Source organism: Novosphingobium sp. FG90, from assembly GCF_057808725.1.
In genome coordinates this window covers 16,875-37,206 of sequence record NZ_JBMDIO010000042.1, presented here as the reverse complement: position 1 = coordinate 37,206, position 20,332 = coordinate 16,875, and the positions used below count along the sequence as shown (strand labels likewise).

Here is a 20,332-nt window from a genome sequence, read left to right as displayed (position 1 = left end):
AGTACAGGTAGATTTCCGAGCGGCGGTCGTGGAGGTGCGGCGGCATCGTGTTCCAGACCGAGCCCTCTTCCAGCACGGTCAGGCCGAGCAGCAGCTGCGCGCTCTCGCACACGCCGGGGATCACCAGCTGGTAGATCGTGCGCTGGTTCGAGTTGGCAAGGTCGCCGCGCGCCAGCGGGTTGGCCTGATCGAGCGTGATGTGCTTGATCGGCAGCGCCTTGTGGGCGGGAACCGACGCGATGTAGAAGCGCGCGCCCTCACCCTCGAAGATCACCTCGTTCGTGCCCATGGGGACGTAGAGGCATTCCTTGTTCTTCATCTCGAAGCGCTGGCCGTCGACGGTGATCGCGCCCGGTCCGCCGATGTTGGTGATGCCGGCCTCGCGGCGCTCGAAGAAGGACTTACCTTCCGCGCTCTTGGGAACGGTCTGCAGCGGCAGGGCAAGCGGCTCCGCACCCGGAACCGCGCCGCCGATGATGAAGCGCTCATTGTGCGAGTAGTTGAGGTTGACCTCTCCGGCCTTGAACATGCCGGTGACCAGATAGCGGTCGCGCAGTTCCTCGTTGGAGACACACTCCATCATGTCCGGATGGGTGGCGTGGTACGTCTTGCAGAACACTGGTTTCCCTCCTTGGGGTATCGGATTGTCTGACGATGTTCGAATTCGTGGTCTAGCCTCGGCCCTAGGACGACACGCGGGCGACAAGCGCATGCATTGGCCCTTCGACGGCAATGTCGCAGGGCCCCTCGGAAACCCAGCACTCGCCGGCGGTCCAGCGATGCCCGTCGATGAGACCGTGACCCTTGATCGGTACGAACCAGGAGACGTCGTCGGCGAGGGTGAACGTATCGCCATCCGCCCCGACGATGCTGTCCACGCTGAAAGGCGCATTACCCGGCTCGACCAGGCATTCGTGCTCGTTTGCGGACACCGTCCGTTCGGGCATGCAATAGGGGCCCAGCTGTGCCACGGCGAGGCCGCGTTCGAGGTGGAGCTCGCGGGGGCGGCCGTAGTCGTAGAGGCGATACGTGACGTCGGCGCTCTGCTGGATTTCCACGATCTGCAGGCCCGCTCCGACGGCATGGATCGTTCCGGCCGGAATGTAGAAGAAGTTGCCCGGGCTGACCGGCTTCCAGTCGAGGAGATCCTGCAGCGATCCGTCGAGAGCGGCGGACCTGACCGCAGCGGCATCCATGTCAGCGAGCAGGCCTATGCCCAGCCGTGCATCCGCCTCTGCTTCGACGACATACCAGCACTCCGACTTTCCGCGCGGCAGGCCTACGGTCCGGGCATCGGCATCGTTCGGGTGCACCTGAACCGACAGCTTCTCGCTCGTGAACAGATACTTCACGAGCAGTGTCGAGGCATGCATCGGGGCATCGGTGAACCAGACCTCGCCGATCCGGTCTCCGGCTATGGACTGGAAAGCGGACGGGACATCGGTGATCCCCCAGGGCTTTGAAATACTGCGTGCAGTGAGGCGATGGACGGTCATTGACTGCTGCCTTCCACGGCTTTCGCGGGATTGATGATGACCCGGCGGTACCGGGTCAGCGATGGCAAACCATGGTCGGTGACCTGCAGGATGACGTGGATCGGTTTCGACGCCCCGGATGGAACGGCAACGGTCGCGATCGCCTTGTTGCTGTCGCGGATCTCGGCAGGGGCCTCGGGGAATGTCGATCCTGCTTCGGGATAGCTCGACCAGTCGAAATCGAGCTGGTCTCCGTCGGGATCCCGCGAACCGCTGGCATCGAGCGTGATCGTGGTTCCGGGCGTTGCGGCGAGGATGAGCGGGGAGGGCGAATGCGTCCCGTTCAGCGCGATCCGAGGCGCATGGTTGGCGCAGGTGTAGCATCCGCTCAGGGTCCAGGCGATGCGCGCCGCGAAGTCGTTCTGGTAGGCCTTGCGCCATCGCCAGATCGTGGCCTGCCCGCTGCGATAGGTGACCCCGTCCATGCCCACGACGGTATCAGTGGCGTCGGCGAAGAGGCCCTGCTCGGGCGATACTCGGCCGTAGCGGCCACCCCAGCCTCCCCATTCGGGCCGCTCCGGAGAGGACAGGCCGTTGCGCACGAGATTCATGAACGAGGGGGTGTCGCCTTCCATGGCGTAGAGCCAGGCCGGATACAAAGAGCCGAGAGGGCCCTTGCGGATATTGCGGGACAGCCAGTCGTTTGTCACCAGTCGACTGTCGGGTCCGGCCGGCGCGGGAGCGACGACGTCGGGCCGCCTGTAGAGATCGCCCGAGAAACCGCGCCAGGTCGCGGCCGAATAGTCGCCGAAGGCATGGATGCTGCCGACCCAGAACAGCTTGGGAAAATTCGTCCTGATCCACGGGCCGGCATCGTCCTGGTCGGAGATCGCATAGATCCTCAGCCGGGCAAGCGCCTTGTCGACGGCCTCGGGCGAGCGCGTGTCGCGCATGTCTGTCAGCGCCTGCGCGAGGTCAACCGCGCCGCCCCACAGGGCGACCCAGAGCGGTCTGGCATCGTCACGGTCGAGGGCCGCGAAGATGGCGCGCGAGCCCTCGGTCGCCTTGCCTGGGCCGACGCCGGCGAGGCCGTAGCGGGGGCTTCCCCGCTTGACCATGCGCGCAAGCGCGGCGGCTTCAGGGTATCGACAGTCGTGGATGCGCAGGTTTCCGGCCACCTTCGCGTAGCCTGCGATCCGCTCGTTCACGAGTTCCGGGCGAATCCGTTCATGCTGCCAGACCGAGGTCGATGCGACCACCGCCTCCAGGTCGATCTCGTTGGTATAGAGCAGCAGCCGTACCAGCGATTCTGAATCGTCCGGCTCGTTGCCGATGTCCGTCAGGACGATGAGCCTCGCGTTGTCCGGCTCGCGCGGGCAGGGGCTTGCGCCGGCCGTCGCCGCGCAGCCCGCAATGGCGAATGCGGCGAGGCACGAGGCCCATCGGGTGAAACCCGGTCGCCGGGCCGGAGCCTTCGGGCCCTTTCTGATCTCGTGGCTACGCTTGGTCATGCGTCACGCCCAGTACGGCGACCAGGGACGACGCAGGCGCATCAGGGCCTCGAGATAGAAGTAGTCGCCCCAGATGCAGGCTTCATCGACGCCAGCCTTGTTGGGCATGTGGTAGACGCCGTGCAGCAGCAGCGCGTTGGACCCGTCGACAGGCGCGAGATAGTCTTCCGAGAGCGTCTTCATGATCGCGACGGCCCAGGCCTCGTAAGTCTCACGAAGGGAATCGGACAGCGGCAGTGCCTGAGCCAGCTCCAGCAGGCCGCAGGCAGCGATGGCGGCTGCCGAGCTGTCCCTGTCGACACCCTCGTTATCGGTGAAGATCAGGTCCCAGCAGCAGATGCCATCGTCGGGAAGACGGTTGAGGAAGTGGTTCGCCAGCCGCGAGGCGAGGTCAAGGTAGTGCTGCCTGCCGGTGTGCCGCCAGGCGAGGGCGAAGCCATAGATGCCCCAGGCCTGTCCGCGCGCCCAGCTGCTGTCGTCAGAGTAGCCCTGGTGCGTGCTGCCGTGACGTGGTTCGCCGGTGACGGTGTCGACATAGTAGGTATGGAACGTCGAGGCATCGGGGCGCACCAGCAGCCGCGCGGCCTGCTCGAGATGCTGGTCGGCCGCGGCCGCGAAGCGAGGATCGCCGGTCTCGCGGGTCGCCCAGTAGAGCAGCGGCACGTTGAGGTTGCAGTCGATGATCATGCGGCCGCGTTCGGCGGGCACGTCCATGTCGCCCCATGCCTGGATGACCTTCGCCACCGGGTCGAAGCGCGCCAGCAGCTGTGCCGCCGCGGCAACGCCGGCATCCCTCGCGTTGCGATCGCCCGTCAGGCGATGACCGGCGCAGGAGGACAGGGTGTACAGGAAGCCGAGGTCGTGATGATCGACGTTGATGCGCTTGTCGATCCGGTTGGCGAACGAGACGAGGTTCTGCACCGCGATCTTGCGATACTTGTCCGCCCCCGTGAATTCCCACGAGAGCCACAGCATCCCGGTCCAGAAGCCGTTGGTCCACTCGACGTTGTCGATGGGGCCATAGATGTCGCTCTCGCTCGAGGGCGCGGGAAAATGGGTATCGAACTGCGGCAGCATGCGATCGACCCGCGCCAGTGCCGCGGCGATCCAGGCGTCGATCAGGTCCGGACCGGGGCGTTCGAGTGCGCGGGAAGCCAGGTCCTCGAAGGTAACTTCACTCATCAAAGAGCATCCTCGTAGCGGCGAGCGTCCGGTGCGGAGGCGATCGCGGCGGTGTCGGGCGCCTGTCCGGCCTTGGGAGGGACAGGCGTGTATTCGGGCGGGGTCGGGGCAAGGGAGAACGCCGACCAGATCCAGAAGAAGAGCGCGAAGCCCGCGATCAGGAAATACGTGTGCTGGAAGCCGAAGAAGTCGTATCCGATGCCCGCAAGCGGCGAGAGGATGGCGAGGCCAAGCGAATGGCCGAAGCTGACGCCGACCATGTAGACCGTCGAGGCGAACCGGCTCTCGAAGTGGTAAGCGATGTAGCGGAAGATCGAGACGGCCAGGATCGGCAGTTCCACGGCATGCGCCATCTTGCACATAGAGATCGTGACCGGACCGATCGCGAAGCCCGATCCGGCGATGCGAATGATCATGATCATCGCCGCCAGCAGAAGTCCGCGGGTGGCGCCGATCCGGCGCACAATGAGCGGAGCCACGAACATTCCTCCCGCCTCGACGAAGATCTGCGCCGCGTTGAGGTAGCCGAACATCGCGTTGCCTTCCTCGGGCGTCGGGAAGAGCGAGGAGAAGTAGAACGGAAACTGCTGGTCGTAGACGAGGTAGAGGTTGGTGACGCCGAGGATCAGGATCATGAACCGCCAGAAGCGGGCTTGGCCGAACAGGGCGAGCGTGTCGCGCAGCTTCAGCTGGTCGGCGGCCTGTTGCGCCTCCTCGTCCGGTTCGATCCGGGCAAGGCGGATCAGCGGAATCAGCGCCAGGCCGGCGAGGCTGGCGAGGAAGAAGTTGATCGCCGGATCAAGGTTGTAGAGACGGCCGGAGAATGCCGCAGCCGTCGCGAAGCCGATCGAGCCCCACAGCCGGGTGCGGCTGTATTCGAAACCGTAGCGCCGGCCGACACGGTCGACGTAGCTCTCCAGGGCATAGCTGCCAGCCATGAAGGTGAAGCCGAGATAGATCCCGCCGGTGGCCGCACCCAGCGGCAGGCTCCATCGCAGCAGCGGCGCATAGACATACAGGAAGAACGGCCCGGCGAGGATCACCAGCGAGGCGATCATGACCGGCACCACTTTGCGAAAGCCCATGCGATCGGACAGGAAACCGTAGGCCGGCTGGGCCAGCATCGCCCCGATCGAGTTGACCGCGAAGACCGTGCCGGCCTGTGCGCCGTTCAGGTGCAGCGAGCGGGTCAGCCAGATCGACAGCAACGACATCGCCATCGCCTGCGCGAAGAAGAACGCAAACAGGAAGGCGCTCAGGACCGCGTAGTTTCTTTGTCGATTGGCAAGCACGGCATCCTCGTTCGCTGCGTGGCGGCTGCTTCGATCTCGCGAACGCGCCGCATTCTGTTATCGATATCACATATGCAACCGCGATTCCCGTTTGGCAAGGGCCTAACTTGACACATGGCCAAGAGAGGTTATCGATATCAGAAAGGGAAGCGCGTCACCGTATCGGGTGCACGCCGGCCGTGACGGCCCTGGAGAGGCAATTTGATGGCAAATGAGTCGAAGCGCAAGGATAGCGGCGCGAAGAGTGCGCATCGCCCTGTCGTGACGATCCATGATGTGGCGCGCCATGCCGGCGTGTCATCGATGACGGTATCGCGGGTGATGACCGGCAAGCGGCATGTCAGCGAGGCGATGCGCGAGCGGGTGAATGCGGCGATTGCCGAACTTGAGTATTCGCCCAATCTCAACGCCCGCAGCTTTTCGAGCGCGGTGCGGGTGGGGGCGATCTATTCCAATCCCTCCTCGTCGAACCTCGGCACATTCCTCATGGGCGCGTTTCGCCAGAGCGGGGAGAGCGGCTGCCAGTTCCTCATCGAGCCGGGCGCGAACGAGGCGGAAGCCATCGCCAGCCTCCATCGTCTCGTCGAGGCGCGCATCGGCGGGGTCATCCTGCCGCCGCCACTGTGCGATTCGCAGGCGCTGCTCGATCTTGCCGCCAGTGCGGACGTGATCCCGCTCGCCTTCGCGACGGCCATCCCCCGCGAAGGCATCTCGGCCATCATCGTCGATGACTACAAGGGCGCCTTCGACATGACGCGCTACCTCATCGGCAAGGGGCACCGCGCGATCGGCTTCATCCAGGGCGATCCGGCGCACTCGCCGTCCCAGCGCCGCGAGCAGGGCTACCGCGCGGCCATGGCAGGCGCATCGCTGACGATCCGCGACGAATGGATCGCGCCGGGGCTGTTCAGCTACCGCTCGGGGCTCGATGCCGCGCACAAGCTGCTCGACCAGCCCAACCGGCCGACCGCGATCTTCGCCAGCAACGACGACATGGCGGCGGCCGTCACTGCGGTCGCCCATGGCCTGGGCCTGCGGATCCCGGGCGACCTCAGCATCGCCGGCTTCGACGACGCGCAGATCGCTGCCACCATCTGGCCCGAGCTTACCACCATCCGTCAGCCGATCTCGGACATGGCGTCGCGCGCTGTCGCGCTGCTGAGCGACCAGGTGCGCGAGGCACGGACCGGCGCACGGCCGGAAGTGAAGCATGTGCGCGAGATGCTGACACTGGTCGAACGCGCCTCGACCGGCGCACCGATCGACTGAACCGGCTGCGCCTGCAGCCATCCAGACATTTTGCGAAAGGATAATCGCATGACCATCTTCGGCGCGATCGAAGCGGGGGGCACCAAGTTCGTCTGCGCGGTGGGCAGTTCGGGTGGCGGCTCGCTGCGCACCGTCACCATCCCGACGCGCGATCCCGATGCCACCTTCGCGGACGTGAAGGCATTCTTCCGCTCGGCGGCGGACCTCGGGCCCTTGACGGGGCTGGGTATCGCCAGCTTCGGTCCCGTCGGCGTCGACCCGGCCAGGCCCCAGTACGGCCACATCCTGGCGACGCCCAAGTCGGGCTGGGAGGGCACCGACATGATCGCGCGTGCGCGCGGTTTCCTTGACGTGCCGATCGGGCTGGATACCGATGTCAACGCCGCCGCCCTCGCGGAGATCGCCGCGATCGGCGGGGGCCTGCGCGATCTTGCCTATGTCACGGTCGGCACCGGGATCGGGGTGGGTCTCGTGAGCGCCGGCCGTACCGTCCATGGCATCGGTCATCCCGAGGCCGGGCACATTCCGGTCCGGCGTCATCCGGCGCATGGCGATTTCGCCGGACTGTGCCCCTTCCACGGGGATTGCCTCGAGGGCCTTGCGGCGGGCCCCGCCGTGGCCGCGGCGTGGGACCTAACCCCGTCCCACGTCCCTCACGACCATCCGTTCTGGGATGTCGAGGCGAGCTATCTCGCACAGCTGTGTGCCTCGCTGTTCCTGACCACCGGGCCGCAGCGCATTGTGCTCGGCGGAGGGGTGATGAAGCAGGAGCGCCTGCTGCCGCTGATCCGGGCGCGCACGCTCGAATTGCTGGGCGGCTATGTCCATGCGCTGCGCACGATCGAGGACATGGAGCGCGCGATCGTGGCTCCCGCATGCAGGGAGCCCTCTGGCCTCGTCGGAGCCTTCCTGCTCGCCGAGGACGCCGCAGCCTGACCCGGGAGAAGACCATGCTTCGCAAGAGCTTGCTTTCGCTCGCGGCGCTTGCCGCATGTATGACCGCAGGCGCATCCGCTGGAGCAGGCGCCGGTGAGGGGCGCTGGATCGCCGATCAGGGTGACGGCACTTATCGCAACCCGGTGCTGGCAGGCGACTATTCGGACCCCGATGCCGTTCGGGTCGGCGACGATTTCTATCTCGTGTCGTCCTCGTTCACGGATGTGCCGGGCCTGCCGATCCTCCACTCGCGCGACCTCGTCAACTGGACGCTGATCGGCCACGCCCTGCGCCGTATTCCCCCTGAAGACCATTATCGTACCGCCCGGCGCGGGGGAGGGGTGTGGGCTCCCGCGATCCGTCATCGCGATGGTCGCTTCGTGATTTACTATCCCGACCCGGACCGCGGCATCTTCATGGTTTCGGCGATCGATCCGAAGGGACCATGGAGCGAGCCGGTGCTGGTGGACGGGACCACCGGCGCGATCGATCCGGCGCCGTTCTGGGACGATGACGGCACCGGCTGGCTCGCATACGCCTTCGCGAAGAGCCGGGCGGGCAAGGCGAACCTCATCGCGCTCAAGCGGCTGAATGCGGAAGGCACCAGGACCGAAGGCCCCGAACGCATCATCATCGATGCCGGGCGAATGCCCAAGATCGCGACGAGCCTCGGGCCGCGTCCCTGGCAGACGACCGAAGGGCCCAAGCTCTACAAGCGCGGTGGCTGGTACTACGTGTTCGTGCCCAGTGGCAGCGTCAAGGGGGGCTGGCAGGGCGTCTTCCGCAGTCGCAGGATTACGGGTCCCTATGAGGGGCGCAATGTGATGGATCAGGGCGGCACGGCGATCAACGGGCCGCACCAGGGCGCTTGGATCGACACGCCGGCCGGCGAGGACTGGTTCCTCCATTTCCAGGATCGCGATGCCTATGGGCGGATCGTCCACCTCCAGCCGATGCGCTGGATGGATGGCTGGCCGGTGATCGGTACCGACACCGATGGCGACGGACGCGGCGAGCCGGTGCTCGTGCATCGCAAACCCGGCGTGGCGACACAGCAGGTCGCGGCGCCGGTCGCCGATGACGAATTCGATCAAGGCTATGCTCTCGCCTGGCAGTTCGGTAGCAACCCGGGGGACGACTGGTTCAGCGTCGAGGACGGATGGCTGAAGCTCAAGTCGGTGACGGGATCCGCGGACCTGTATGAGACCGGGGCGGTGCTGTCGCAGAAGCTTCCGGGACCGGCGTTCTGCGCGAGCACGCTGATGCGCTTTGCGCCCCTGCGGATCGGCGAGCGGGCCGGGCTGGCAGTGCACGGGGTCAACTTTGCATGGATTGGCTTGGAGAACCGCCCAGAAGGCATGCGGGTAGTGCAGGTGCGCAAGGACGACGAGCGTCCCGCCATGCCGATCACCGAAATAGCCGGGCCGGTGCTGAAGCAGGATCGTGTCTGGCTCAGGGCCTGCGCCAGGCCGGTCATGGTGGATGTGCCGCTCCCCGACTTTGAGCCCTACTGGCCCTCGATGCTGCGCGATGCCCGCATGGCGGTGCGCTTCGCCTACAGTCTCGACGGCGCGCGGTACGAAGAGCTGGGATCGACGTTCGAAGCCAGGCAGGGGCGCTGGGTTGGCGCCCAGATCGGCCTTTTCGCGCAGGCTGCCCTCGGCACGCCCGCTGCGGTCGCGACGAGTGTCGGATACGCGCGGTACGACTGGTGGAGGATCGGGCAGTGAAGCCCCTGACGGTCGTCGCGCTTGGCGCGCTTGCCGTTGGACTTGCCGCACAGGCCGCGCCGCCCGCTGCGCCCGGGGTTCTCGAGGTCTACCCGCCGCCGCCGGGCAGCGACTACTACACCTCGCTCGACGACACTTTCACCGTGCGGGTACGACAGCCCGGAGGGGAATGGCGGGACCTGTACGAACACCGCGTCATGGTCGATCTCGACAAGCCGCAGCCCGCCTCGATGGTCACCTTCGGGACCAGCGGTCCGGTCGAGGTGGCGATCCAGAAGAACAACGGCGCGGTTCGTCACGTTGCCGTGCGGCCCGCGTCGCGCGGCATCGCGGCCAGGCTCGTCGGCGCGATCGCATACCTGAAGCTGGATGGCCCGGCGAACCTGGCGGTCGAGTTCGACGATGATCGTCTTCACAACCTCCATCTCTTCGCCAATCCGATCTATCCGGCCGCCGGGCCCACGAAAGGGCGCACGCTCGTGGCATTGGGTCCCGGCATCCACGTCCCGCCGCCAGGGCAGGACAGCTTCCGCTTCGAATCGAATACCGACGTGCGTCTTGCCGGCGGCGCGATCCTCAAGGGGCAGGTCGATGTCGCCAACGCCCATGACGTGCGCATCGTCGGGCCGGGTATCCTCAGGGGCGCCAAGGAGGGGATAACCGTTCTCCATTCCCAGGCCATCGAGATCGATGGTCCGATCGTGATCAACCCGGGCCATTATACCTTGATGTGCGGACAGTCGCGCGGGTTGACGGTTCGCAATTTGCGCACCTTCAGTGCGGGCGGCTGGACCGACGGCATCGACCTGATGGCCTGCTCGGACGTCCACATCGACGGCGCATTCTTGCGCACTTCCGACGATGCCGTGGCGATCTATGCCGATCGCTGGGACTATCACGGCGATGCGCGCAACTACCTCGTGGAGAATTCGACGCTCTGGGCGGACGTCGCCCATCCGGTGAACATCGGGCTTCACGGCAGCAAGGATGAGCCGCGCACGATCGAGAACCTGGTGTTCCGCAACATCGACATCCTCGATCACGACGAGGACGACCGCGACTATCAGGGCGCGCTGGCGATCACCGATGGCGACAACAACCTGGTCCGCAACGTGGTGTTCGACGACATCCGCATAGATCGGATCGAGGAAGGCATGCTGTTCAACTTCCGGGTGGTCTTCAACCAGAAGTACAGTCTGGCTCCGGGGCGGGGAATCGAGAACATCGTGATGCGCCATGTCCGGCTGCGCCGCGGGAGCGTGAACCGCCCCGTCATCGCCGGATTCGACGCCCACAGGAGCGTGCGCGATGTCAGCGTTGTCGATGTTGGCGGACCGGATGGGCCCCTGTCGCTCGAGGATATCAATGTCGGAACCTACGCGGAACGGGTCTCGACCTCACCGCAATAATCCTCACCGCGCTGATGTGAAAAATGGGTCGCCGGCGGAGGAGCCGGCGACCCATCAGGCTTGAGAGGGTTTCATTGGGAGGAGTCCCCTCTCGTCCCGGAAGCGTCAGCTTCCGAAATTGTAGCGCAGCGTCGCGCCGAAGTTGCGGCCGTTCATGAAATGCTGGCGCTCGATCCCGGTCGCGAGATCGGGTTCGCCCACGAAGCGGTCAGCCGCCTGGTTGGTGAGGTTCGAGGCGGTGATCGCGAGGGAGAAATTGTGTGCCAGATTGAAGTTGATCGAGGCATCGAGCAGCCCGAAGCTGCGGATGTAGCGACCGTCGATCGGGTTGGCCGCCAGGCCGAACAGGATCGCCTTCGAGCGCCAAGTGTAGACGAGGCGTGCGGAGATCGTCTCGTCTTCGTAAAGCCCGGTAACCGAGTATGAATACTTGGACGTCAGCGGCTGCATCGTGTTGACGCGCTGGCCGTTGAGCGTCAGCGGGTTCTTCGTTTCGACATAGGTGAACGAGCCTTGCACGCCGAAATGATGCGCGAATTCGGGCAGGAAATCGTAGTCGAAGAAGGTCTGTCCCGCCAGTTCGATGCCCTTGGCCGTTCCCTTTTCCGCATTGATGGTCCGGGTGATGAAGTACTGATCTCCGGTGCAGCTCGTGCTTGCCGTGGGCGCTGGAGCGCCCGGTAAGGTTTCGCATGACGAGAGATCGCTGAAGAAGCCATCGATCTTTTTATAAAAAATTGCGGCGGACACATAGTTTATTGGCGAGAAGTAGTGCTCGAACGAGAGGTCGAAACTATTGGCGGTCTGGGGCTTGAGGTCAGGGTTGCCGATTGAGGCGATGCCCGTGACGGGGTTGATGATGAGTGAAGGGTTCAGCTTGGAAAACTCGGGCCGGGTGATCCCCTTGCCGTAGCCGAAGCGCACCAGGGTGTCGGGTGTAATGTAGCCGGTCAGGTTGAAACTGGGCAGCGCGGAGGTGTAGGACGATGTGCTCTCGCTCGCTGTGATGTTACCCGTATTGAGCGGATCGATCATGGCGCGCACGAACGTGTCGGTCTTGATGACGCGCACACCCACATTGCCCTTGATCCGGTCGTCGAGGAAGCCGAAGTCGGCGACGGCGTAGCCGGCGTAGCTCTTCTCGCTGAAGTAGCGGCGATTGAGCACGATTTCGGCCAGCGAGTCCTCGGACAGGATTCCCGCGTTGGGGAAACGCGAGCGCACATTGTCGCCCAGCAGGGCATCTGGCGAAAACGTCAGGTAGCCGCCCCGGTAGCCCGCCTCGCCACCCATGAAGTTGGTCGGCGATGTTTCGACCAGATCCGCCATCGAGGCTACCGATATCGCGTTCGAGCGGTCCGCTGCCAGCGCCAGGCCGTTGGTGGTGAGGTTGCGGTTGCTGAACGAGTAGTTGCGGTAGCGGTCCTTCTGCGTGGCGTATCGCGCCCCGAACTTGATGTCCTTGAGGAAGGAATCGTCGAACTTGTAGACAAGGTCGAGTGCGGCGGCGATGCCGTCATCGTGCCAGACCTGATTGGTGGCGTTCGAGTAGTTGTTGAACACCCACGAACTGGCCGAAGACAGGTCGGGGCCGGTGATCGAGACTTGCTGCGGGCGGCCCAGATCGCGTGTGATGTCCCAGGTCAATCCGGCCGCCGATGCCAGCGTCACGGCCCGGTTGTCCTGGGACTGATCGGCCTTGACGTAGGAGAAGTCGAAATCGACGTCGAGGTGATCGCTCGCGGCCCACTTCGTGCCGCCCGCGATGACGAAGGTCTCGTAGCGGCGATGCTCGTCGCCGCCGGTGGTCGACAGCCCGGAATTCAGGAACGTAGCGCCGGTTATGCGCTGGCCGGACAGGAGGTCGTTAGACCCGCCGTTTGCGTTGCGGTTGGCGAGCATCTCGTCGATCGTGAAGGCCTGTGTCGTCAGGCCTTGCGCGTACCGGCTGTCGGTCGCGTTGAGGAAGCGATAGTTCTGGTGATAGAGGTACGAGTTGTAATTGCCCTCCACGTAGAACTCGAGCCCCGGGGCCGGTCGCCATTGCAAGGCACCGTTGAGCCCTTTGCGGGTGCGGGTATAGTCCTCCTGGGCAATGTTGTTCTGTACGCCGACCGATGTCAGCAGGTTCTGGCGCTCGCTGGCCGAGACGGCGGCCGGATTAACGTCCGCCAGATACGTCACGTCCGAACGGCCCAGATAAGCGCCATTGAGGTTCAGCCCGGTGCCGACGTTCGCCGCGTATTCGGCGCTGTCCGCGCGGATCGCCCGGCGGAACTGGGTGCCGCCCACGGACGGCGTGTTGTCGCCGCGATTGAAGCTCTTGGCGTAGCTTGCCGCCAGCAGCACGCCGATCTCGCCGCCGCCCGGAAGGTCCCAGCGGTTCGATACCATTCCGAAGTATTCGGGCGTGAGCTTCTTGCCCAGATCGTTGTAGCGCCCGCCCGCGGCGGCGGATACGGCCAGGCCCTTGAAGTCGAAGGGCTTGCGCGTGCGGATGTTGACCAGGCCGCCGATCGCGCCTTCGATATGCTCGGCCGACGGATTCTTGAACACATCGAGGCCGGCGACCATGCCAGGGCTCGCGCCCTCGACGTTGAATTCGCGGCTACCGGCGGTGAAGTAGGCGCGTCCATCAACGCGCGATCCGGTCTGGCCCGTGAGGCCGCGGATGGTCAGGCCCGAACCATTGCCGACGGGCGAAGATGCCTCACCGCCGAAGCGATAGGCCTGGACGCCCGGGACGCGGGTGAGGGTCTCGGCGACGTTCGGATCCGGCAGCTTGCCGATGTCCTGCGCGGTGATGGAGTCGACGACTTCCATCGTGTTCTTCTTCATCTGGACGGCGCTTTGCAGACTGGCGCGAATGCCGGTCACCACGATGTCCTGGCTCGCGGTTTCCGTTGAATCGGTCTCGGTCTGGGCAAGTGCAGGCATGGCAATGCAGCTCGCGAGAAGTGCGGACGTCAAGCGCACGATGTTGTTCATATATCCCCTCCGGCAGTTCGGATGCTTTGGCGCACCCTGAACTTCTTCGACTCCCTCGAAACCTTACTGGTATCGATACCCATTCTGATATCGATACCAGATACGCTGCGCAACCGGAATCTTTCACTCGAGCGGGTGCTCGGAGATATTGCCAATAAAATCATCGCCATGCTGGCAGATCCGGGGGTGCGGATTGCCGTTTGCCGAGATTGCGTCAGGCGATTTAGGCTTGGTGGGGTGTTGCCGGTTGACCGCCCGCATGGACTCGCTGTGGGGAGGGGGTGTCGCAGACGGCAGCGCATTGGGTGGGTCCAAGCATGCTCGGCGACGTGCCGAGGTCCATCTGCCTTCGTGAGATCGTCCCGGCTTGCCGCGCCCAGGCGGCGGATCGCACCAATCTCAAAAACCCTATTGTCGAAAATATCTGATATCGATATCAGTATTCGCAGCAGGCCCGCCTGCCAATCCAGAACATCACGACAGGAGAGGATGATGACGCGATCGCGCATCACGACCATTGCAATGCTTTGGGCAGGCGTCGCACTGCCCGCACTCGTACCGGCAGCGGCGCAAGCGCAGGGCGCGGCGGCGAGCGCTGCGCCTGCCCAGGAGGAGGCAACCACCGAGGAGATCATCGTCACCGGTGTCCTGCGCGACACCGCCGCTTCCAAGGCGCCGGTCGCGGTGACAACCGTAAGCGAGGAGAAAATCCGCGATACCGTCCCGGTCAGCGCCGCGGATCTGCTGACGGAGATTCCCGGCGTCGTGGTCAACAGCGACGCGGGCGAGACCAAGAACACCGTCTATGCGCGCGGTCTGTCCAATGGCACCGCCTCGGGCACCTACGGCTATTACTGGACGACGATTCTCGAGGACGGCATGCCCGTCGTCCCGGCGCCATACTCGAATTTCCAGCCGGACATGTTCCTGCGCGCCGATGCGACCATCAAGCGGGTCCAGGCGGTGCGCGGCGGTTCCGCCGCCGTCACCGGCCCGAACGCTCCGGGCGGCCTGTTCAACTACATCTCGAAAACCGGGCTCTCGGATCCCGGCGGACTTGCCATCGCGCGCCTGGGCATCGAGGGCGAGGACAATCCCTACCAGAAGTTCGACCTGTACTACGGGTGGCGCAACGAGGAGCGCAATCTCGGCTTCTCGATCGGCGGAAACTATCGTCGCAGCTTCGGCTACCGCGACATTCCCTATCCGCTGAACCGGGGCGGGCAGATCAAGGCCAACGCCAACGTCAACTACGATTCGGGGGTTGGTACGGGCGGTTTCCTCGTCAGTTTCAAGTATCTCGACGACCATACCGGCAATCTCGATACCTATCGTCCGCTTGCCTATGGCTTCGACAATCCGCAGTTCACCGAGCAGTTCGGCAATTCGGTCAACTTCCTGCCCACCGGAAATCTCTCGCACACCGTGCCTTTCGGCGGCGATGGCGACACGCGCGAGTGGAATCCCAGCAGCTTCAGCCACGAGAAGTCGATTGCCGGCGGCATCAAGTGGGATCACGAGTTCGGCGGGGGCTGGTCGTTCACCAACAACCTTCGCATCCAGCGCAATCAGGTGAACCATACCTACGCCACCGACATCGGCTACCAGAGCCTGCTGAACGCCGACACCTTCCGCCTGCTCGGAACTCAGGCAGCAGGCCTGGCTAACACGCCCGGCTTCTTCACGCTGAGCGACCGGTCCACCGGTCAGGAGCTGGCCCGCGTCTATCGCGTCACCGCCGCGAGTCAGAACGGGGTCTGCGTGACGCCGGTGAGCAACGGCTACTGCATCGACCGCAACACGCCCAACCTCCTGCCCAACCAGAGCATCGTCAACCAGGCCCCGATCGACAGCAGCAACCTCATCCTGACGGTGGGATCATCCAATGCCAGCGGCGTGATCCGCAGCCGCGACATCACCGACCAGTTCACCCTGACCAAGGACTTCGGCCCGGTCACGGTGACTGCGGGTACCTACTTCAACCTGACCCGCTTCTCCCGGGACTTCGCCTATGCGGGCCGCGGGATCATGCCGCTGCAGAACAATCCGACCACGCTGGACGTCGACTTCCAGACCACAACGACGACCGCGGCCGGTGGCGCCGCCGGCACCGTCTACCAACTGACCGATCCGACCGGCTTCGGCGCGTTGGGAAGCAGCACCGGCCTCACGCTTCGCGACCGGGCCAACGTCCGCGAGATTTCGCCGATGTTCGGGATCACCTGGGAGCCGACCAGCCGCCTGCTGTTCGACTTCGGGGCCCGCTACACCTTCTACCGGGGCTGGGGCGTCAACCGGCGCTACTCGACCAATCCGAATGCGGCCTCACGCACCTTCGGTGGCGTCGATGGCGATCCGCTGACCCTGTACGACAACCTTTACGCGATCGAATCGGCAGCGACGACGTTCCGCTACGACAAGAGCACAAGGTTCCTGCAGTACAGCGGCGCCGTCAGCTACATGATCAGCAGCCAGGCCGCGCTCTATGCCCGCTACACCAAGGGGAGGAAGAACAACGACGCATTCTGGGACGGTTTCAACGTGTCCCAGACCCTCGCCGACCAGTTCTCGCTCGACCCATTGCCCACGATCGAGCAGTACGAGCTGTCGCTGCAGTTCCGCAACAAATGGCTGACCTTCAACCCGGTAGTGTTCTACACCGACCTGGCGAACGTGGCTGTGCGCAACAACAGCGGCCTGCTTGCCGACGGCGTCACGCGCTATACGACGCGCCCGTTCTTCAGCCATTATCGCTCGTACGGCCTGGAACTGGACAATGCGATCCGCTTCACGCGCTGGTTCGACATCCGCAATGTGCTGACGCTGAACAAGGGCAAGACCGTCTCGTTCGCCTCGATCAGCCTTGGAACCTGCAACGGGGTGCCCACCCCTGAAAGGTGCCCCAATGGAATCCTGCCTCCCGACGACGATACCGCGACCTATCTGTCCGGACCGCAGGAGCGGGCCGCCGTCGTCACCTACAACGGAACCGCGAACCTTCATTTCGGACCGTTCGCGGCGTACTACCGCTTCCGCTACATCAGTTCGCGCCCGGTGACCGTTCGCGACACTTTCCGCCTGCCTGCGCAGAAGCTCTCCGATATCGGCCTGCGCTACAACCTGAGCAAGGCGGTCACTCTCAATCTCAACGTCAACAACCTGTTCAACGACATGAACCCGACGCAGCTCAGCCAAGTTGGCACGCGTCCTCCGGAACTGACGGAAGAACAGTTCTTGGAAATGTACCCCAACGCGCTGTCGCAAGTGCAGACGAACGCACCGCGATCCTATTTTTTCACTGCGACCGCTCGCTTCTAATCCCCGCTGCACGTTGTCACGCCGCTGACAAAAATCGTCGGCGGCGTGACACCGTGCCAAGAGAACCAATATGCAATCCTATCTTCTCGTCCTTCGATGGGTCTCGAGATAAATTCGGCCAACGAAAGGTGTTTGGGTTGGAAAAGCTGAACGTCCGCAACCGGGAACGGAAATTTTGCAGTTGAACGGCCGGAAAGGGTCGTTCAGGCTGTATTCTCACTCGCAGCTTCATCGCCAGAAATCAGCGCCCCGATCCGTTCGAGCGTGGCAAGGATCATCGCCTGTTCCCATCGCGGCAACTCGTCGAAACCTCGACCAAAACGCATCTGCAACGGGAACGGGAGGTCGCTGAGCCGCTGAACGCCTTCCTCGGTCAGCTGGACAAGGATGTGGCGTTTGTCGTTGTCGCTGCGGGTTCGGGTGACGAGGCCGGCTGCGACCAGCTTGTCGACGATGTTGGTTATCGTCGCTTGTCCGAACCGAAGCGCGGCGGCAACGGCGCTGGGGGTCATCCCTTGCCCGGAGCCGATCTGCCGCAACACCAGCGCCTGCGACGATGTCAGCCCGGTCGCTGCGGCCATTTTTCGGTTCTCCAGATCCGCCGCGTCGAGAATTTTTCTCAGGGCTGAAAGTGCTGCCGGAGTGAGGTCGCTGTCCATGCCGTGACAGCTAGCTTTCCTGCGGGTTTGCGCCAAGCTGCAAAATGCTTCCAAATCCGAAATATTGCGTTTCAAAGACCTTCACGATCGGAACTTATCCAGCGTCTTGCGGTTGCAATGATTCGCGCGATCCGTATGTTATCGCGCAGCAGCAGTTACAATGAGGCAATTGCCAAGCACGCGAATGTGCTTCGGAGGGTGAAGTAATATTTGATGAAGCCGTGAGTAAAGCCGCCTTCGGGACGCATCCCGAGGGCTCTAGTCCCATGAACGACACGACCCCACCGGTCCTGCGCCGGCCCACTGCCGAAGACGGTCCTGCCGTCACCGCGCTGATCGCGGCTTCCCCGCCGCTCGATCCCAACTCGGCCTATTGCAACTTGCTACAGTGCAGCGATTTTGCGGATACTTGCGTGCTCGCGGAGCGCAGCGGCGAGGTCATCGGCTGGATTTCCGCCTATCGCCCGCCATCGCGCCCGGAGCGCATCTTTGTGTGGCAGGTCGCTGTCGCCGCTTCGGCCCGGGGCGAAGGCCTTGGCGGGCGCATGCTCGACGAACTGGTCTCTCTGCCTGCGGTGCAGGGCGCGACGACGCTGACCACCACGATTACCGAGGCTAATCCGGCCTCCTGGGCGCTGTTCGGCGCCTTCGCGCGCCGCCATGGCGCCAGCCTCTCGAAATCCGAGCGCTTCGAGCGCGCCGCGCACTTCGCGGGGGCACACGACACGGAATGGCAGGCGAGCATCACGCCGCTGCCGTCCGTCCATACCTGAACAGGGGAACTCCCGAAATGACCAAGATACCCATGCCGAGCGCCACGGCGCCGGATACGAAGATCTATGACCGCCGCGAGTCCAGGGTTCGCAGCTATTCGCGCGCGATGCCGCGCCAGTTCGGCAAGGCGCAGGGGCCCTGGCTGCACGACAACGAGGGCGGACGCTATCTCGATTTCCTGTCGGGCTGCTCCTCGCTGAACTACGGCCACAATCATCCGGTGCTCAAGGCGGCGCTGATGGACTACATCGCCAGCGATGGCGTGACCCACGCACTTGACCTGCACACCGACGCCAAGGCCGCCTTCCTGCGCACGTTCGAGGAGGTGATCCTGGAGCCGCGCGGGCTGGACTATCGCGCGATGTTCACCGGGCCGACCGGCACCAACGCGGTGGAGGCCGCGATCAAGCTGGCGCGCAAGGTCACGGGCCGCGAACTGATCGTTGCCTTCACCAACGGCTTCCACGGCATGACGCTGGGCGCGCTTGCGTGCACTGGTAATGCGGGAAAGCGCGGGGGAGCCGGGGTGCCGCTCAGCCACGTCAGCCATGAGCCGTTCGACGGCTATTACGGCGACGACGTGGACACGGCCGACCTGCTCGAACAGCGGCTTTCCGATCCCTCCAGCGGCCTCGATGCGCCTGCAGCATTCCTCGTCGAGACGGTGCAGGGCGAGGGCGGCCTCAATGCCGCGCGGCCCGAATGGCTGCAGCGCATCGCGGCGCTGGCGAAGAGGCACGGCGCGCTGATGATCGTTGACGACATCCAGGCGGGCTGCGGCCGCACCGGCGGGTTCTTCAGCTTCGAGAACATGGGCTTCACGCCCGACATCGTCACGCTGGCGAAGTCGCTTTCGGGCATGGGCCTACCCTTCGCGCTGACACTGATGCGACCCGAACTCGACGTCTGGAGCCCCGGCGAGCACAACGGGACGTTCCGCGGCAACAACCACGCCTTCGTCACCGCCACCGCCTCCCTTCGCGAGTTCTGGGCCGACCCCGCTTTCGCCGACGCAGTTGCCCGGCGCGGCGGCATCCTCGAACGGCGGCTTGAACGCATGGCCGAGCGGCACGGCCTGACCACTCGTGGTCGCGGCATGATGCGCGGCATCAATGTTGGGACCGGCGAGGTCGCATCGCGGATCACATCGGCCTGCTTCGACGAGGGCCTGATCATCGAGACCAGCGGCGCGCATGACGAGATCGTCAAGGTACTGGCCCCGCTGACCATCGAAAATGCTGTGCTCGAAGCCGGGCTCGACATTCTGGAAGAGGCCGTCGCCGCAGCGATCGCCCCGGTCGAGCGGGCGTTGCCGAAAATTGGCGTGGCCGCCTGAACGCTTTCCCCCAAATTCAAAGGAATACACACATGATCGTTCGCAATCTCAACGACATCCGCAAGTCCGACCGTCACGTCGAATCCAACGGCTGGCACTCCGATCGCCTGCTGCTCAAGGATGACCAGATGGGCTTCTCGTTCCACGTCACCACGATGTTCGCCGGTGAGGAACTGCACATGCATTACCAGAACCATCTGGAAGCGGTGCTGGTGATGCAGGGCGAGGGCACCATCGAAGACCTCGGCACCGGCCTGACGCATGAACTGAAGCCGGGCGTGATGTATGCGCTCAACGCCAATGACCGGCACATCGTGCGCCCGGCGCAGGACATCGTCTGCGCCTGCGTCTTCAATCCACCGGTGACGGGCCGCGAGGTGCATGACGAGAACGGCGCCTATCCTGCCGACACCAGTGAACCCGCACTCGCGGATTGAGGAGAAAGGGGGCAAT

Annotated in this window: 15 protein-coding genes; 8 read left to right on the top strand and 7 right to left on the bottom strand. The window is 64.3% G+C overall.

Annotation, left to right across the window (positions count from 1 at the left end; genetic code table 11):
* The 5 genes from ACODRZ_RS23515 to ACODRZ_RS23495 form a co-directional block, all read right to left on the bottom strand.
* Positions 1–619: 5-deoxy-glucuronate isomerase (locus tag ACODRZ_RS23515; RefSeq protein WP_488972762.1), on the bottom strand; the 619-nt coding region annotated here is incomplete at its 3' end.
* A 64-nt stretch (positions 620–683) separates the two neighbouring features.
* Entirely contained in the window at positions 684–1,496 is an 813-nt protein-coding gene (locus ACODRZ_RS23510; RefSeq protein WP_488972761.1) for a class I mannose-6-phosphate isomerase, read from the bottom strand.
* On the bottom strand, positions 1,493–2,986 hold the full coding sequence (locus ACODRZ_RS23505; RefSeq protein WP_488972760.1) for a nucleoside hydrolase-like domain-containing protein: 1,494 nt from the start codon (positions 2,984–2,986) through the stop codon (positions 1,493–1,495). Before ACODRZ_RS23505 ends, ACODRZ_RS23510 begins: the two co-directional genes overlap by 4 nt.
* Before the next feature lie 3 nt (positions 2,987–2,989).
* Positions 2,990–4,168: a glycoside hydrolase family 88 protein gene (locus ACODRZ_RS23500; protein ID WP_488972759.1), complete on the bottom strand. Its 1,179-nt coding sequence runs from the start codon at positions 4,166–4,168 to the stop codon at positions 2,990–2,992.
* A complete protein-coding gene (locus ACODRZ_RS23495) occupies positions 4,168–5,460 on the bottom strand; it encodes an oligosaccharide MFS transporter (protein WP_488972758.1) in 1,293 nt (430 codons plus the stop codon). The genes ACODRZ_RS23500 and ACODRZ_RS23495 overlap by 1 nt, the downstream gene beginning before the upstream one ends.
* Before the next feature lie 204 nt (positions 5,461–5,664).
* Between ACODRZ_RS23495 and ACODRZ_RS23490 the strand changes: the two genes are divergently transcribed.
* Genes ACODRZ_RS23490 through ACODRZ_RS23475 form a run of 4 tightly spaced genes read left to right on the top strand, consistent with a single transcriptional unit; the run spans position 5,665 to position 10,804 of the window.
* Complete coding sequence (locus tag ACODRZ_RS23490; RefSeq protein WP_285019675.1) at positions 5,665–6,729, top strand: LacI family DNA-binding transcriptional regulator; 1,065 nt, start codon at positions 5,665–5,667, stop codon at positions 6,727–6,729.
* 48 nt (positions 6,730–6,777) lie between these two features.
* Positions 6,778–7,665: an ROK family protein gene (locus ACODRZ_RS23485; protein WP_488972757.1), complete on the top strand. Its 888-nt coding sequence runs from the start codon at positions 6,778–6,780 to the stop codon at positions 7,663–7,665.
* A gap of 14 nt (positions 7,666–7,679) precedes the next feature.
* Positions 7,680–9,395, top strand: coding sequence for a glycoside hydrolase family 43 protein (locus ACODRZ_RS23480; protein ID WP_488972756.1), 1,716 nt, complete (start codon positions 7,680–7,682; stop codon positions 9,393–9,395).
* Positions 9,392–10,804, top strand: a complete 1,413-nt coding sequence (locus ACODRZ_RS23475; RefSeq protein WP_488972755.1) for a glycosyl hydrolase family 28 protein — start codon at positions 9,392–9,394, stop codon at positions 10,802–10,804. Before ACODRZ_RS23480 ends, ACODRZ_RS23475 begins: the two co-directional genes overlap by 4 nt.
* 105 nt (positions 10,805–10,909) lie before the next feature.
* Here ACODRZ_RS23475 and ACODRZ_RS23470 read toward each other — a convergent pair whose 3' ends face one another.
* Positions 10,910–13,741: a TonB-dependent receptor gene (locus tag ACODRZ_RS23470; protein WP_488972754.1), complete on the bottom strand. Its 2,832-nt coding sequence runs from the start codon at positions 13,739–13,741 to the stop codon at positions 10,910–10,912.
* 543 nt (positions 13,742–14,284) lie between these two features.
* Between ACODRZ_RS23470 and ACODRZ_RS23465 the strand changes: the two genes are divergently transcribed.
* Positions 14,285–17,110 (top strand): TonB-dependent receptor domain-containing protein, encoded by a 2,826-nt coding sequence (locus ACODRZ_RS23465; protein WP_488972753.1) that lies wholly within the window; start codon positions 14,285–14,287, stop codon positions 17,108–17,110.
* A gap of 203 nt (positions 17,111–17,313) precedes the next feature.
* On the opposite strand, the gene ACODRZ_RS23460 is transcribed toward ACODRZ_RS23465, so the two are convergent.
* On the bottom strand, positions 17,314–17,769 hold the full coding sequence (locus ACODRZ_RS23460) for a MarR family winged helix-turn-helix transcriptional regulator (protein WP_488972752.1): 456 nt from the start codon (positions 17,767–17,769) through the stop codon (positions 17,314–17,316).
* Between the two features lie 266 nt (positions 17,770–18,035).
* Here ACODRZ_RS23460 and ectA point away from each other — a divergent pair, with 266 nt between their 5' ends.
* The 3 genes from ectA to ACODRZ_RS23445 are packed head-to-tail and all read left to right on the top strand — an operon-like array spanning position 18,036 to position 20,316.
* Positions 18,036–18,542: a diaminobutyrate acetyltransferase gene (ectA, locus tag ACODRZ_RS23455; RefSeq protein WP_488972751.1), complete on the top strand. Its 507-nt coding sequence runs from the start codon at positions 18,036–18,038 to the stop codon at positions 18,540–18,542.
* A 17-nt stretch (positions 18,543–18,559) separates the two neighbouring features.
* The gene (gene ectB / locus ACODRZ_RS23450; protein WP_488972750.1) at positions 18,560–19,879 is read left to right on the top strand and encodes a diaminobutyrate--2-oxoglutarate transaminase; all 1,320 of its coding nucleotides are present in this window, start codon (positions 18,560–18,562) and stop codon (positions 19,877–19,879) included.
* A 32-nt stretch (positions 19,880–19,911) separates the two neighbouring features.
* Positions 19,912–20,316, top strand: coding sequence for an ectoine synthase (locus tag ACODRZ_RS23445; RefSeq protein ID WP_488972749.1), 405 nt, complete (start codon positions 19,912–19,914; stop codon positions 20,314–20,316).
* Positions 20,317–20,332: the final 16 nt, after the last annotated feature.

What these genes read in the sequence shown, in the direction of transcription:
- ACODRZ_RS23510 (WP_488972761.1), bottom strand. Translation starts at nt 1,496, where the DNA reads ATGACCGTCCATCGCCTCACTGCACGCAGTATTTCAAAGCCCTGGGGG.
- ACODRZ_RS23505 (WP_488972760.1), bottom strand. Translation starts at nt 2,986, where the DNA reads ATGACCAAGCGTAGCCACGAGATCAGAAAGGGCCCGAAGGCTCCGGCC.
- ACODRZ_RS23500 (WP_488972759.1), bottom strand. Translation starts at nt 4,168, where the DNA reads ATGAGTGAAGTTACCTTCGAGGACCTGGCTTCCCGCGCACTCGAACGC.
- ACODRZ_RS23490 (WP_285019675.1), top strand. Translation starts at nt 5,665, where the DNA reads ATGGCAAATGAGTCGAAGCGCAAGGATAGCGGCGCGAAGAGTGCGCAT.
- ACODRZ_RS23485 (WP_488972757.1), top strand. Translation starts at nt 6,778, where the DNA reads ATGACCATCTTCGGCGCGATCGAAGCGGGGGGCACCAAGTTCGTCTGC.
- ACODRZ_RS23480 (WP_488972756.1), top strand. Translation starts at nt 7,680, where the DNA reads ATGCTTCGCAAGAGCTTGCTTTCGCTCGCGGCGCTTGCCGCATGTATG.
- ACODRZ_RS23470 (WP_488972754.1), bottom strand. Translation starts at nt 13,741, where the DNA reads ATGCCTGCACTTGCCCAGACCGAGACCGATTCAACGGAAACCGCGAGC.
- ACODRZ_RS23465 (WP_488972753.1), top strand. Translation starts at nt 14,285, where the DNA reads ATGACGCGATCGCGCATCACGACCATTGCAATGCTTTGGGCAGGCGTC.
- ACODRZ_RS23460 (WP_488972752.1), bottom strand. Translation starts at nt 17,769, where the DNA reads ATGGACAGCGACCTCACTCCGGCAGCACTTTCAGCCCTGAGAAAAATT.
- ectA (WP_488972751.1), top strand. Translation starts at nt 18,036, where the DNA reads ATGAACGACACGACCCCACCGGTCCTGCGCCGGCCCACTGCCGAAGAC.
- ectB (WP_488972750.1), top strand. Translation starts at nt 18,560, where the DNA reads ATGACCAAGATACCCATGCCGAGCGCCACGGCGCCGGATACGAAGATC.
- ACODRZ_RS23445 (WP_488972749.1), top strand. Translation starts at nt 19,912, where the DNA reads ATGATCGTTCGCAATCTCAACGACATCCGCAAGTCCGACCGTCACGTC.